11 protein-coding genes are annotated in these 11,647 nt (G+C 71.8%); 6 read left to right on the top strand and 5 right to left on the bottom strand.

The window, feature by feature from the left end:
• Positions 1 to 200 precede the first annotated feature (200 nt).
• Complete coding sequence (locus tag AB0G20_RS19460) at positions 201 to 1,859, top strand: LCP family protein (RefSeq protein WP_361303745.1); 1,659 nt, start codon at positions 201 to 203, stop codon at positions 1,857 to 1,859.
• A 79-nt stretch (positions 1,860 to 1,938) separates the two neighbouring features.
• On the opposite strand, the gene AB0G20_RS19455 is transcribed toward AB0G20_RS19460, so the two are convergent.
• From AB0G20_RS19455 to AB0G20_RS19445, 3 genes are read right to left on the bottom strand one after another with little or no spacing between them, the layout of a single operon-like run.
• Positions 1,939 to 3,234, bottom strand: coding sequence for an ABC transporter permease (locus AB0G20_RS19455; protein ID WP_361303742.1), 1,296 nt, complete (start codon positions 3,232 to 3,234; stop codon positions 1,939 to 1,941).
• Positions 3,234 to 3,929 (bottom strand): ABC transporter ATP-binding protein, encoded by a 696-nt coding sequence (locus tag AB0G20_RS19450; RefSeq protein WP_361303739.1) that lies wholly within the window; start codon positions 3,927 to 3,929, stop codon positions 3,234 to 3,236. The genes AB0G20_RS19455 and AB0G20_RS19450 overlap by 1 nt, the downstream gene beginning before the upstream one ends.
• On the bottom strand, positions 3,926 to 5,296 hold the full coding sequence (locus AB0G20_RS19445) for a peptidoglycan-binding protein (protein WP_361303736.1): 1,371 nt from the start codon (positions 5,294 to 5,296) through the stop codon (positions 3,926 to 3,928). Before AB0G20_RS19445 ends, AB0G20_RS19450 begins: the two co-directional genes overlap by 4 nt.
• Positions 5,297 to 5,574: 278 nt before the next feature.
• Between AB0G20_RS19445 and AB0G20_RS19440 the strand changes: the two genes are divergently transcribed.
• Genes AB0G20_RS19440 through AB0G20_RS19425 form a run of 4 tightly spaced genes read left to right on the top strand, consistent with a single transcriptional unit; the run spans position 5,575 to position 8,311 of the window.
• A complete protein-coding gene (locus tag AB0G20_RS19440; protein ID WP_361303733.1) occupies positions 5,575 to 5,976 on the top strand; it encodes a hypothetical protein in 402 nt (133 codons plus the stop codon).
• Positions 5,977 to 5,991: 15 nt separating this feature from the next.
• Positions 5,992 to 6,945 carry a hypothetical protein gene (locus AB0G20_RS19435; RefSeq protein WP_361303730.1) on the top strand — a complete coding sequence of 318 codons (954 nt, stop codon included), beginning with the start codon at positions 5,992 to 5,994 and terminating at the stop codon, positions 6,943 to 6,945.
• A 17-nt stretch (positions 6,946 to 6,962) separates the two neighbouring features.
• Entirely contained in the window at positions 6,963 to 7,841 is an 879-nt protein-coding gene (locus AB0G20_RS19430) for a hypothetical protein (protein WP_361303727.1), read from the top strand.
• A 50-nt stretch (positions 7,842 to 7,891) separates the two neighbouring features.
• Positions 7,892 to 8,311: a hypothetical protein gene (locus tag AB0G20_RS19425; RefSeq protein WP_361303724.1), complete on the top strand. Its 420-nt coding sequence runs from the start codon at positions 7,892 to 7,894 to the stop codon at positions 8,309 to 8,311.
• A gap of 84 nt (positions 8,312 to 8,395) precedes the next feature.
• On the opposite strand, the gene AB0G20_RS19420 is transcribed toward AB0G20_RS19425, so the two are convergent.
• Positions 8,396 to 9,433, bottom strand: coding sequence for a glycosyltransferase family 2 protein (locus AB0G20_RS19420; protein ID WP_361303721.1), 1,038 nt, complete (start codon positions 9,431 to 9,433; stop codon positions 8,396 to 8,398).
• A gap of 127 nt (positions 9,434 to 9,560) precedes the next feature.
• Between AB0G20_RS19420 and AB0G20_RS19415 the strand changes: the two genes are divergently transcribed.
• Positions 9,561 to 11,039: an LCP family protein gene (locus AB0G20_RS19415; protein ID WP_361303718.1), complete on the top strand. Its 1,479-nt coding sequence runs from the start codon at positions 9,561 to 9,563 to the stop codon at positions 11,037 to 11,039.
• A 7-nt stretch (positions 11,040 to 11,046) separates the two neighbouring features.
• Here AB0G20_RS19415 and AB0G20_RS19410 read toward each other — a convergent pair whose 3' ends face one another.
• Positions 11,047 to 11,604 (bottom strand): acyl-CoA thioesterase, encoded by a 558-nt coding sequence (locus tag AB0G20_RS19410; RefSeq protein ID WP_053675667.1) that lies wholly within the window; start codon positions 11,602 to 11,604, stop codon positions 11,047 to 11,049.
• Positions 11,605 to 11,647: the final 43 nt, after the last annotated feature.

The following is an 11,647-nucleotide window of genomic DNA, read 5'->3' as shown; positions in this document are numbered from 1 at the left end:
GTGGACGGAGCATGCCCGGACGAATCGCCCGGGTGTACATCCGACCGGGCATGTCAGTGGTCCAACCAGTAGCGGGGACGACCGTGCTCCGGCGGAGCACCGGGGGAACCCGTGGTCCGGACGGACACGGGTCACCCGTGATCCGAACACGACGGCGGGGCGGACCCGTAGGTCGGCCATAGGGGTGGGGAGGCAGGGGTATGGCGCAGAGTGACGTGCGCGGAGGCGGCACACGGCACGATTCGGGCGGCCTGGCCCAGGACGAGCGTCCGGGGACGGCGACGCCCGCCGCGGGCGGGGGCGAGGGGGGCAGGAGCGGCCATGGCCGTCGGCGCGGCCGGCGGCGCGGCGGCGGACGCCGGATATTGCGCTGGTCCGCGATCGTGCTGTCCCTGCTGATACTCGGGACGGCCGGCGCCGGATACCTCTACTACCGCCATCTCAACGGCAACATCGACAAGGGCAAACGCAACAGCGGCGAGTCCGACGTCAAGAAGACCGGGCCCAACGCGGCGGGCCAGACCCCGCTCAACATCCTGCTGATCGGTTCCGACAGCCGGAACTCCGCGGAGAACGTCAAGCTCGGCGGCGGCAGGGACAACGTCGGCAGCAAGCCCCTGGCGGATGTGCAGATGCTCCTGCACGTCTCGGCGGACCGCGAGAGCGCGTCCGTGGTGAGCATCCCGCGGGACACCCGGGTGGACATCCCCAAGTGCATCGACCCCGACTCCGGGGAGACCTACCCGGCCAAGAACACGATCATCAACGAGTCGCTCCAGCGCGGCGGTCCGGGCTGCACCCTCGCCACCTGGCAGAACCTGACCGGCGTGTACATCGACCACTGGATGATGGTCGACTTCGCCGGAGTGGTGGACATGGCGGACGCCATCGGCGGCGTCCCGGTCTGCGTCAACCAGAACGTGTGGGACCGGCCGCTGCCCCGCCAGCGCGGCGGCTCCGGACTGAAGTTGAAGGCCGGCACGCACAAGGTGCAGGGCAAGCAGGCGCTGCAGTGGCTGCGCACCCGCCACGCCTGGGGCAGCGACCCGCTGCGCGCCAAGGCGCAGCACATGTACATGAACGCGATGATCCGGACGCTGAAGCAGCAGAACGTCTTCACCGACACGGGCCGGCTGATGGGCCTGGCCGAGGCGGGCACGAAGGCGCTGAAGGTGTCCGAGGAGATCGGCACCGTCAAGGAGCTGTACGACGTGGGCATGCAGCTGAAGTCGGTCCCGACGAGCCGCATCACGATGACGACGATGCCGTGGATCGAGGATCCCCTGGACCGCAACCACCTGGTGCCCAAGCCGGAGGACGCGGACAAGATGTGGGCGATGCTCCGCGACGACGTCTCCTTCGACAAGGGCGGGAAGGCGCGTGCGGCCACGGCCTCGGGACCGTCCCCGGCGTCGGTGAAGGCCACGGGTCCCGCCGCCGCACCGGCCGCGGGGCTGTCGGTCACCGTCGTCAACGGGACGGCCAGTGACGAGCAGGCCGCCGTCCCCCAGCGGGCCGCCGCGATCGTGGCCGCGCTGCAGCAGGAGGGCTTCACCCGGGCCGTCGCCTCCGGCCAGCAGGATCCGCATGGCCGGACCCAGGTGACGTACCCGAAGAGCACGGGGGAGCAGGGCCGGGCCAACGCGCTGTCGGTGGCGGAGGCGGTCGGCATCCCGAGCAGCCAGGTGCGGGCCACGGACGACGTGACCACCACGCTGACCGTCGGCAGCGACTGGCGGGAGGGCACGACCTACCCGAAGCAGAAGGCTCCCGAGGCGGGCGACCTGCCCGACTCCGCGGACGCGCTGACCGCGGACAAGAAGGAGTGCATGGACGTGTACCCGCCCTACCGGTGGTGAACAGGTCCGCGGCATGAGAGAGCGGGGCCCGCTGTCCGGGAGGACGGCGGGCCCCGCTTCGTGTCAGGAGCCAGGCGGGTCAGCGGCGCAGCGCCTCCGCCGGCTGGATGCGGCTGGCGCGCCAGGCCGGGTAGAGACCGGCGAGCACTCCGGTGGCCAGGCCGACCAGGGGGGCGGTCACGACCGTCGCCGGATGGATGACGGGCGTCCACTCGCGGTGGACGGCCATGACGACGACGGTCACCGTGCCGAGGCTCGTGCCGACCAGGCCGCCGAGTGCGCCGAGCGCGCCCGACTCGGCCAGGAACTGGACGGTGATGTGCCGGCCGCGGGCACCGAGCGCGCGGCGCAGGCCGATCTCCCCGGTGCGCTCCAGCACGGCGACGAGCGTGGTGTTGGCGATGCCGACCGCCCCGATGACCAGGCAGATCCCGGCCAGCAGCATGAAGAGCTGGTTCAGGTCGGACGTGACGCTGCCGCGCAGGGTCTTCGGGTCGGGCGGCGGTACGGCCTTGAAGTGCTCGGGGTGGGCCGGGTCGAGGGCGAGTGCCGCCTCGGAGGCGATCTGCCGGGCGGCGCCGAGGTCGGTGGAGATGAGCATCTTGGCCCGCTCGCCGCCCTGCGGTCCGCCCCAGATCTCCTCGGCGGTGGTACGCGGCACCACGACCGACAGCAGCAGGTCGGCCTTGCGCTCCACGTCGTCGACGATGCCGATGACGGTGAAGGCCCGGTCGCCGACGAACACGGCCGGGGAGGTCTCCAGGGTGCTGATGCCCAGCCGGGACGCGAGCCCCGAGCCGATCACGGCGACGTTCTCGCCGTGCCGGTCGTGGTAGGCGTCGAAGGTCCGGCCCTGCGCCAGGCTCGGCTCGGCCGCCGCGAGGACTCCGGGCGAGGCCGCGACGACCTGCGCCTCCTCCCCCGTCGCGCCGGCCGACGTGGGCGCGGCGCCGACGGTGGTGCCGGGGCCCAGCCGTACGGGCCAGTACACGCCGGCCTCGCGGACGCCGCCCAGCGCTTCGATACGGCGGTCCGCGTCCGCCGGGAAGGCGTTGGCGAGGAACTCGGGCTGCTCACCGCCGGTGTCCTCGACGGTCACCTCGGTGGCGGTCAGTTCGTTGAAGCGGGAGTCGATCTGCGAGGACGTGGTCGCCGTCAGTCCGAGGACCGCGACGAACGTGCCGACGCCGAGCACCGTGCCGAGAGCCGTCAGCGCGGAGCGGGCGGGCCGCTGGAGGATGCCGGCGACGGACTCCGCCAGCAGATCCCGCGGGCTGAACCGGGAGCGCTCGCCCGCGAGTGAGCGCCGCGCGGCCTTCGTGCGGCCCCGCACCGGAAGGCTCTTGAGGTTTTTGAGTTTCCCGAGGGTCGGCATCAGACACGCACCTGCTCCGTCAGCACCCCGTCCCGGATGGCGACGGTCCGCCTGCCGCGGGCCGCGACGTCCGGGGCGTGGGTGATCACGACGAGGGTGATGCCGTCCGCGTGCAGTTCGTCGAGGAGGGCGAGGACCGACTCAGCCGTCTGCGTGTCGAGGTTGCCGGTCGGTTCGTCGCACAGCAGCAGGGACGGCCGGGCGACCAGGGCCCGGGCGATGGCGACGCGCTGGCGTTCACCGCCGGACAGCCGGGTGGGCAGTGCGTCGGTGCGGTGGCCGAGGCCCACCCGGTGCAGGGCCTCGCGGGCGCGTTCCCTGCGGCCGCGGCGGGGGCCGCCGTTGTAGACCATGGCCAGCTCGACGTTCTCCAGCGCGGAGCGGTGCGGCAGCAGGTGGAAGCTCTGGAACACGAACCCGATGCGCCGCCCGCGCAGTCCGGTGCGCTCGCCGTCGGCGAGGGGCCCGGTGTCGATGCCGTCGAGGAGGTACCGCCCCTCGGTGGGCGCGTCCAGCAGTCCGGCGATGTTGAGGAACGTCGACTTGCCGGATCCGGACGGGCCCACGACCGTGACGTAGTCGCCCTGCTGCACCGTCAGGTCGCAGGGTTTCAGGGCCGGTACGGGCGGTGGCCCGGGATACGTCAGCCCCACCCCGCGGAACTCGATGACCGGCGGCGCGCCGGCCGTGCTCACTTGGCGGTCCCGTCGCCCGCCGCGGGCCGGACACCCACGACGACCTTGTCGCCGGCCGCGAGCCGGGCGCCGCCCACCGGGGTCACCGCGGTGTAGCCGTCGCCGGAGGTGCCGGGCCGTACCTCCACGCGCCGCCGCTCGCCGGAGGCGTCCAGCACGGTGACGGTGGTGCGCGCGTCGGCGCCGGCGGACAGCGCGGAGACCGGGACGACGAGCACCTTGCCGTCGGAGGAGCCGGCCTCGACGGTGAGCCGTACGTCCTGGCCGGCCAGCCGGGCCGGGAGGGCGGAGTCGGGCTTGACGGTGACCGCGTAGCCCTGTCCGGCGGGTGCGGCGGCGGCCGCGGCGTCGTCGCCGTCCGCCTCGGGGACGGTGGGCGTGTCGGCGACCGTGCCGACGGTGCCGGTGAGTTCCTGGCCGTAGACCTCGGAGAGGACCTTGACCTTCTGGCCGGGGCGGACGAGGTCCTTCTCCTGGGCGCCGAGGAAGCCGGTGACGACGAGCCGGCCGGCGGAGACGGTGGCGAGCTTCTCGCCCGCGGCCGTGCCGACCTTGGCGGTCATGCTGTCGACGCGGGCCGGGAAACCGGAGAGGAAGACGACCTCGGAGGCGGGCACCATCGGGCCCGACACGGCCTCGGCCTCGGCCAGTCGGGCCTTCGCCTCGGTGAGGTCCTCGCGGGCGTAGCGGATCTCGTCGGCGTCGGCCTTGTCGCCGAGCAGTCCGTCGAGGGCGCGCTGGGCGCTCTTCACCTCGTCGCGGGCGCCCTCCAGCGGGTCGGCGCCGTCCTTGCCGCCGCCCGCGGTGACGGGTTCGTAGCCGATGGCGGCGTACAGCGCGCCGACGGCCTGCTTGGTGCCGGGGCCGTAGGTGCCGGGGGCGTCGGCGCCGGTGCCGTGGCCGAGATCGCGCAGTGCCTTCTGCAGCTGCCGTACGTCGTCGCCGCGGGAGCCGGGCTTGAGGTCGCGGTAGACGGGGAGGTCGCCGCGCAGGGCGAAGACCGGGCGGCCGGAGACCTCGAGGAGGACGCGGCCGCCGCGGAAGGTCTGGCCGGAGCGCACCATGACCTTGGTGACGACGGGCCGGGCGACGTCCTCGGCGGCGGTTCCGGCGGGGGCGATGTCCACCGTCTGGGAGGCGGAGACCGTGCCCCGGGTGACGACCGTGTCGGCGAGGACGCGGCGCTCGACGGGCGCGGTGAGCACGTCGGGAGCGGGTGGCCGGGCCTCGGCGGCGGCCTGCGCCGGCGACTTCACGTACGCCGACGTCCACAGTGCGGCACCGACGAGCACGACCGATCCCACGGCCAGCGCGGTCAGCGACCGCCTGCGCCGGGTCAGGCCGGAGCTCTCCCCCTGCTTCGACAACTGACACTCCCCCAACAGCGGACGACATGCGTCGGGTTGGCGCCTTCACAGCGGCCTGCCAGCACCTTCACATCGTCATGGTCACGCCGAGACGACCATTTCCTTTCGATCAAAGTCAAGTTAGTTGTTCCATAAGTCACTTGGCGACCGATTATTTACGGCCACGGTGATCATTTTTGAGTCACAAACGTCACTCGTCTTGCACTTGAGTGCACAACTCATGCAAGGATCCTGCGCCGTTGGTCACACAACCCTCACAGGGAAACGGGGAGACACTGATGAGAGGTCGTTCCTTCTTCGCCGCGGCTGCGATCGCGCTCGGAACGCTCGCGCTGAGCTCGGCACCGGCCCAGGCCGGTTACAACGACGGCCGCTGCGACAGCGGTGAGCTGTGCATGTACTACCACTCGACCCAGTACGGCGCGTCGTCCTACGTCGACTACTACGACGAGGAGCCGAGCCACCACGACGACGTGTTCCTTACCACCGGTGCGGGCAAGGGCCAGGTCGTGGGCAACAACGCGTCGTCCGCGAAGTGCGAAGGCACCCGCTACAACTACGCGATCTTCTTCAACTCCAACTTCAACGGGCAGCGGCACAACCACACCTGCGACGGTGTGCGCCGCAACACCCCGGGCTGGCTGCAGAACAACAACGCCTCCAGCTACGAGCCCTTCTAGGACGCGGACGAACCCATGCCGCGCAGTACCACCGCACGACGGCTCGGGGCGGCGCTGGTGTGCGCCGCCCTCGGGCTGACCGCCTGCTCCTCGGGCTCCGAGGACGACGGCACGCCGGGCTCCCGCTCCAGCGCGGCCCCGCCGGTCGACTTCAAGAACCCCCCGGAGGTCAGCGCCACGCCGAGCATGGCCGCCTCGGTCAATCTCGAACTGCCGCTGGAGGCGTACGCCTGGACCGACGCCGAGTTGCGCACCAGGCGGCAGGGCGAGGACCTGCTCGCCGCCGCGTGCATGCGCGACTTCGGCTTCGACCTGGAACCGCGCCCGCCCTACCGGGGCGACAAGGCCCTGCGGGACGCCGGCCGGTACGGGGCGTCCGACCCGGACAAGGCCTCCCGCTTCGGCTACCACCTGGACCCCGCCGCGCGCGGGCCCAGGCCGCCGAAGGAGAACTACTCCAGCGCCGAGTCGCTGGTGCTGTTCGGCCCGCGGGAGGGGCAGCCCGCCCAGGCGAAGCAGAACGGCAAGGCCATCCCCAAGGGGGGTTGCTGGGGCAAATCCCTGCGCGACCTCGCGTCCAAGGGGCCCAAGGTCCACCCGGACCAGGAGGAGTTCGCCGACCAGCTCGCCGGCTTCACCTACCAGGAGTCCCAGAAGGACTCCCGGGTGAAGAAGGCGTTCACCGCCTGGTCGGCCTGTATGAAGGAGCGGGGCTACTCCTACTCCTCCCCCATGGTCGCCGTGGAGGACAAGCGGTTCACCAAGTCCGCCACCGCCTCGGCCGAGGAGATCCGTGTCGCCCAGGCCGATGTCGCCTGCAAACGCGAGAACAACGTGATCGGTGTCTGGTACGCCGTCGAGGTCGCGTACCAGGAGCGGGCCATCGAGAAGAACGAGCAGTTGCTGAACACGCTCAAGGAACGCAAGAGCTCCATCCTGAAGGCCGCGGCCGCCGCCGGGGCCCGCTGACCCGACGGGACCCACACATGCGGCTCGCCCGCGCCGGTCTGGTCCTCCTCGTCGCCGCCGTCGTCACGTCGTGCGCGTCCCCGGAACCCTCCGGGAACGCCCGCCCGACGGGCCCGGCGGCGAGCGCGGACGCCACCTCCGGCCCGCCCCGGATCACCCTTCCACTCGACCCGTACCAGGTGTCCGACGAGGACTTCGGCACCGTCTCGCGCGCCCTCGCGGAGCTCACCGACCGGTGCATGCGACGCCAGGGCCTCAGCTACGAGGAGCCGGCACCCGAGGAGACCCCCACGTCCCCCACGGGACACGAACGCCGGTACGGCATCACCGTGCTGGAGACGGCCCGCGAGCACGGCTACCACCTGGACGGCGCACCCGCCCGCGAGCCCGAGCGGCAAAAGCGCTCCCAGCGCTACGAACGTGCCCTGAGCGGTACGGGCAAACCGCTGGGCGGATCGGACGGGTTCGACGACGGCTGCACCGGCGAGGCACACCGCGAGCTGGAGTCCGGGATCGACATGGAGGCCGTCGACCTCCCCCAGTGGTACAAGCGCGACTCCTTCCAGCGCTCCCTGGACGATCCCCGGGTGAAGGCCGCCTTCGGTGCCTGGTCGCGCTGCATGGCCGAGGCGGGCCACCGCTACGCCGGCCCGCTGGACCCGCCCGCCGACCCCGGCGTCATGGGCCGGACGGTGACGGAACACGAGCGGTCGGTGGCCGTCGCCGACATCACCTGCAAGCGGCGTACGGGCCTGGTGGGCGCATGGCACCAGGTGGAGACGACGCTCCAGCGGAGCACCGTCACCACCCGTGCCGCACAGCTGAAGAAGGCACGCGCGGAGGCCAAGAGGCTCATCGCGCGGGCCGACAAGATCCTCGCGGCCGACGGCGGATGACCGCCGTGGCCGGCCGCGAGTACGCATTCACGAAAACGAGGGGACCTCACATGAACCGCTGGGCCACGATCGCCGCCGCCGGTGCCGCCGCGCTCACTTCCGTCTTCGGTTTCTCGGGCACCGCGTCCGCCGCCAACGGCGTGTGCTCCGTCCAGGAGACGTGCTTCTACTTCAACTCGAACACCTCGGGCTCGATGATCGACTACGAGGGCAACCAGTACACCCACCACGACGACTACTTCATCACCTCGGGCTCCGGCCAGAACCAGGTCGTGGGCAACAACGCCGCCTCCCTGTTCTGCAACATGGGGCCGCTGTTCACCTGCCAGACCTACTTCAACTCCGGCTACTCCGGCGACTCGTTCAAGACGCTCGGCGGCAAGCGCGTCAACCTGCCGACCTGGCTGAAGAACAACAACGCCTCCAGCGAGTCCTACTACTCCGGCGGCTGCAGCGGCCCCGGCTGCTGATCACCGGCCACCGGCGTCCGCACACACCATGGGCCCCCTCCCCGCACGGGAAGGGGGCCCATGGCCGCGTCAGGTCGGGTCCGGTCAGCTCGCGGTGGCGTCCGCGCGCACCGCGGGGCGCCGGGAGGCGATGACCTTCTTCGCCAGCGACCGCGGACTGGTCAGGAAGCCCCAGCCCCAGGACATGTGCATCGTGGCCAGCGCCACGGGGATCTGCAGCCGCGCCTTCAGCGGCAGGCCCTTGCCCGCCGGGACGGAGCCGAGCAGGATCGCCGCGAGGTAGCCGCCGGGCACCACGAAGCCCCACGGCGTCAGCAGGGCGCCCACCAGGAGCCCGGCCCCGATCGCGCACACGGCGGCCGGCGGGGCGAGGTAGCGCAGGTTGATCGAGCCCTCGTGGAAGCGGGCCACCACGTGCCGCCAGCGGCCGTAGTCCTTGTACTGCTTGGCGAGCGCCTTCACACTCGGCCGCGGCCGGTACGACACCTTCAGCTCGGGCGAGAACCAGATCAGCCCGCCGGCCTCACGGATGCGGAAGTTCAGCTCCCAGTCCTGGGCGCGGATGAACTCCACGTTGTAGCCGCCCTGCTGCTCCAGCGCCTCGCGCCGGAACACACCGAGATAGACGGTCTCGGCCGGACCCGCCTGACCGCCGGTGTGGAAGGCGGCGTTGCCGACCCCGATCTTCGAGGTCATCGCGGCGGCGACCGCGTGCTCCCAGTCGTTCTCGCCCTCGGCGTGCATGATGCCGCCGACGTTCTGCGCGCCGGTCTCCTCCAGGAGCCGTACGGCGGTCGCGATGTAGTTCGGCGAGAGCATGCCGTGCCCGTCGACGCGGACCACGATCGGATGCCGGGAGGCGTTGATCGCCGCGTTCAGCGCCGCGGGCGTACGGCCGGTGGGGTTGGGGACGGTGTGCACGCGCGGGTCTTCGGCCACGAGCTCGGCGGCGATCTCGTCCGTGCGGTCCGTGGACGGACCGAGGGCGATCACGACCTCCATCTCGCCGGCGTACTCCTGCGCGAGGATCGCTTGGACTGCTCCCCGCAGATGCCGCTCCTCGTTGAGGACGGGCATGATCACGGAAACGGCGGGGAGCCGCACGTCGGGATTGGCGTTCATAGGGGCCTCACGTTACCGCGAACGGGGGACAGCATTGCGCGCCGCCGGGGCGGTGGCGCGGGCCGCAGATCGTATCGGCCTACGGTTTCACGGATCCCACGTACGGCCGTCGTCCGGAGGTGTCCCCATGCCCACGCCGCCGCGGTCCCCTCGGTCCACCGCCGGCCCCCGCCGCCCGCAGCCCCCCTCCCCCCGCCGCGCTCCGCGCAGGCCCGCACCACCCGCGCGCAAGCCGCGCTGGGGCATGCGGGCGGTGACCACGCTGTCCGTGGTGGTCCTCGCCTCCGCCGGCATCGGGCACGCGGTGATGACCAGCCTCGACGCGGACATCGCCCGGGTCGACCCCTTCAAGGACATGAAGAACCGCCCGCGGGCGGGCCACGGCATGAACGTCCTGCTGGTCGGCACCGACGGCCGCGAGAAGATCAGCAAGGAGGACCGCCGCAAGTACCGGCTGGGCGGCGCCCCCTGCCACTGCACTGACACGATCATGATCGTGCACATCTCGGAGAACCGGGAACGGGCGAGCGTGGTGAGCCTGCCGCGCGACTCGTACGCGGTGACGCCGGCGCATGTCGACCGGGTGTCGGGCAAGCGGCACCACGGGCACCCCGTCAAGCTGAACGCCGCGTACGCCGAGGGCGGGCCTCAGCTGACCGTGCGCACGGTCGAGGAGATGACGAAGGTGAAGATCGACCACTACCTGGAGGTCGACTTCACCAGCTTCATGAAGACGGTGGACGTGGTCGGGGGCGTGCAGATCTGCACCGCCGATCCCCTGAAGGACAGCTACACCGGCCTGAACCTCCCGGCCGGGCGGCACACGCTCGCGGGCGGGCAGGCGCTCCAGTTCGTCCGCGCCCGTCATGTCGACGGGGCCTCGGACCTGGGCCGCATGAAGCGGCAGCAGCGCTTCATGGCGGCGCTCGTGGAACGGCTCACCTCGTCCGGGATCCTGCTCAACCCGATGAAGTTCCGGGACGTGACGCGGGCGGTGCTGGGCTCGGTACGGGCCGACAAGGGCTTCGGCACGGACGAGATGCTGGACCTGGGCCGCGCCATGCGGAACTTCTCCCCCTCCTCCTCCGAGTTCACCACCGTCCCGATCGGGCGGATGGGGTACGCCGTGAAGGGCGTCGGCTCCACGCTGAAGTGGGACCCGGTGAAGGCGGAGCGCCTCTTCCACGCCCTGCGCCAGGACCAGCCGCTGTCGGTGCACCGGCCGCGCGGCGCGGCCCGGGTCGTCCCGGTCGCCCCGCAGCAGATCCGCGTCCAGGTGGAGAACGGCACCGGCACGCCCGGCCTCGGCCGCCGCGTGGACGCGGCCCTGGCGTCGACGGGCTTCCGGACGACCAAGGCTCCGGTGAACGCCGCGGTACGCAACGTGAAGCGCACGATCGTCGCCCACGACCCCCGCTGGGACCGCTCCGCCAAGTCCCTCGCGGCGGCCCTGCCGGGCAGCGAACTCCGGGCGGTCAAGGGCCTGGGCCCGACCCTGAAGGTGATCGCGGGCCCGGACTTCGAGCGCGTCAGCAAGGTGCGCGCCGAGGACCCGGGTCAGGGCGAGTTCGGTGTGGTGCGGGGCGACGAGGTGGCGTGCTCGTAGGCGCGCGTCAGTCCTCGAACCCCTCCGCCGCCCGCTTCTCCCGCAGGTCCATGATCGCGCGGCGGCGGGCCAGGCGGTGGGTGCGGCGGATCTGGGCCTCCTGGTAGCGGCGCTTGTCGCGTTCGGTCTCCGGGAGGACCGGCGGGACGCGGCGGGGCTTGCCGTCGGCGTCGACCGCGGCGAAGACGAGGTAGGCGGAGCCGACCTGCGTGGGCGGGGCGGACTCGTTCCAGCGTTCGGCCAGGACCCGCACGCCGACCTCCATGGAGGTGCGGCCGGTCCAGTTGACCTGGGCCTTGACGTGCACCAGGTCACCGACGCGGACCGGCTCCAGGAACGCCATCTCGTCCATGGAGGCGGTGACGGCCGGCCCGCCGGAGTGCCGCCCGGCCACGGCCCCCGCCGCGTCGTCCACCAGCTTCATGATCACCCCGCCGTGCACGGTCCCCAGAAGGTTCGTGTCGTTGTGGGTCATGATGTGGCTGAGGGTGGTGCGGGACGCCGAAGTCGGCTTGCCCGGGATATCCGGACTGCCGGAATCCGCAGCTGGGGCCTGGTCTGTCATGGCCCCTACCTTATGCCGAGGCGGTATGGGGGGGGTTTTGTGT

Source organism: Streptomyces sp. NPDC024017, from assembly GCF_040638895.1.
In the GTDB taxonomy this organism is placed as follows: Bacteria; Actinomycetota; Actinomycetes; order Streptomycetales; family Streptomycetaceae; genus Streptomyces.
This window is presented reverse-complemented; position numbering and strand designations above follow the sequence as displayed.

Bases quoted from the DNA above. Each gene is read 5' to 3' on its own strand.
- AB0G20_RS19435 (WP_361303730.1), top strand. From the start codon at position 5,992: ATGCCGCGCAGTACCACCGCACGACGGCTCGGGGCGGCGCTGGTGTGC.
- AB0G20_RS19425 (WP_361303724.1), top strand. From the start codon at position 7,892: ATGAACCGCTGGGCCACGATCGCCGCCGCCGGTGCCGCCGCGCTCACT.
- AB0G20_RS19410 (WP_053675667.1), bottom strand. From the start codon at position 11,604: ATGACAGACCAGGCCCCAGCTGCGGATTCCGGCAGTCCGGATATCCCG.
- AB0G20_RS19440 (WP_361303733.1), top strand. From the start codon at position 5,575: ATGAGAGGTCGTTCCTTCTTCGCCGCGGCTGCGATCGCGCTCGGAACG.
- AB0G20_RS19420 (WP_361303721.1), bottom strand. From the start codon at position 9,433: ATGAACGCCAATCCCGACGTGCGGCTCCCCGCCGTTTCCGTGATCATG.
- AB0G20_RS19460 (WP_361303745.1), top strand. From the start codon at position 201: ATGGCGCAGAGTGACGTGCGCGGAGGCGGCACACGGCACGATTCGGGC.
- AB0G20_RS19415 (WP_361303718.1), top strand. From the start codon at position 9,561: ATGCCCACGCCGCCGCGGTCCCCTCGGTCCACCGCCGGCCCCCGCCGC.
- AB0G20_RS19455 (WP_361303742.1), bottom strand. From the start codon at position 3,234: ATGCCGACCCTCGGGAAACTCAAAAACCTCAAGAGCCTTCCGGTGCGG.
- AB0G20_RS19430 (WP_361303727.1), top strand. From the start codon at position 6,963: ATGCGGCTCGCCCGCGCCGGTCTGGTCCTCCTCGTCGCCGCCGTCGTC.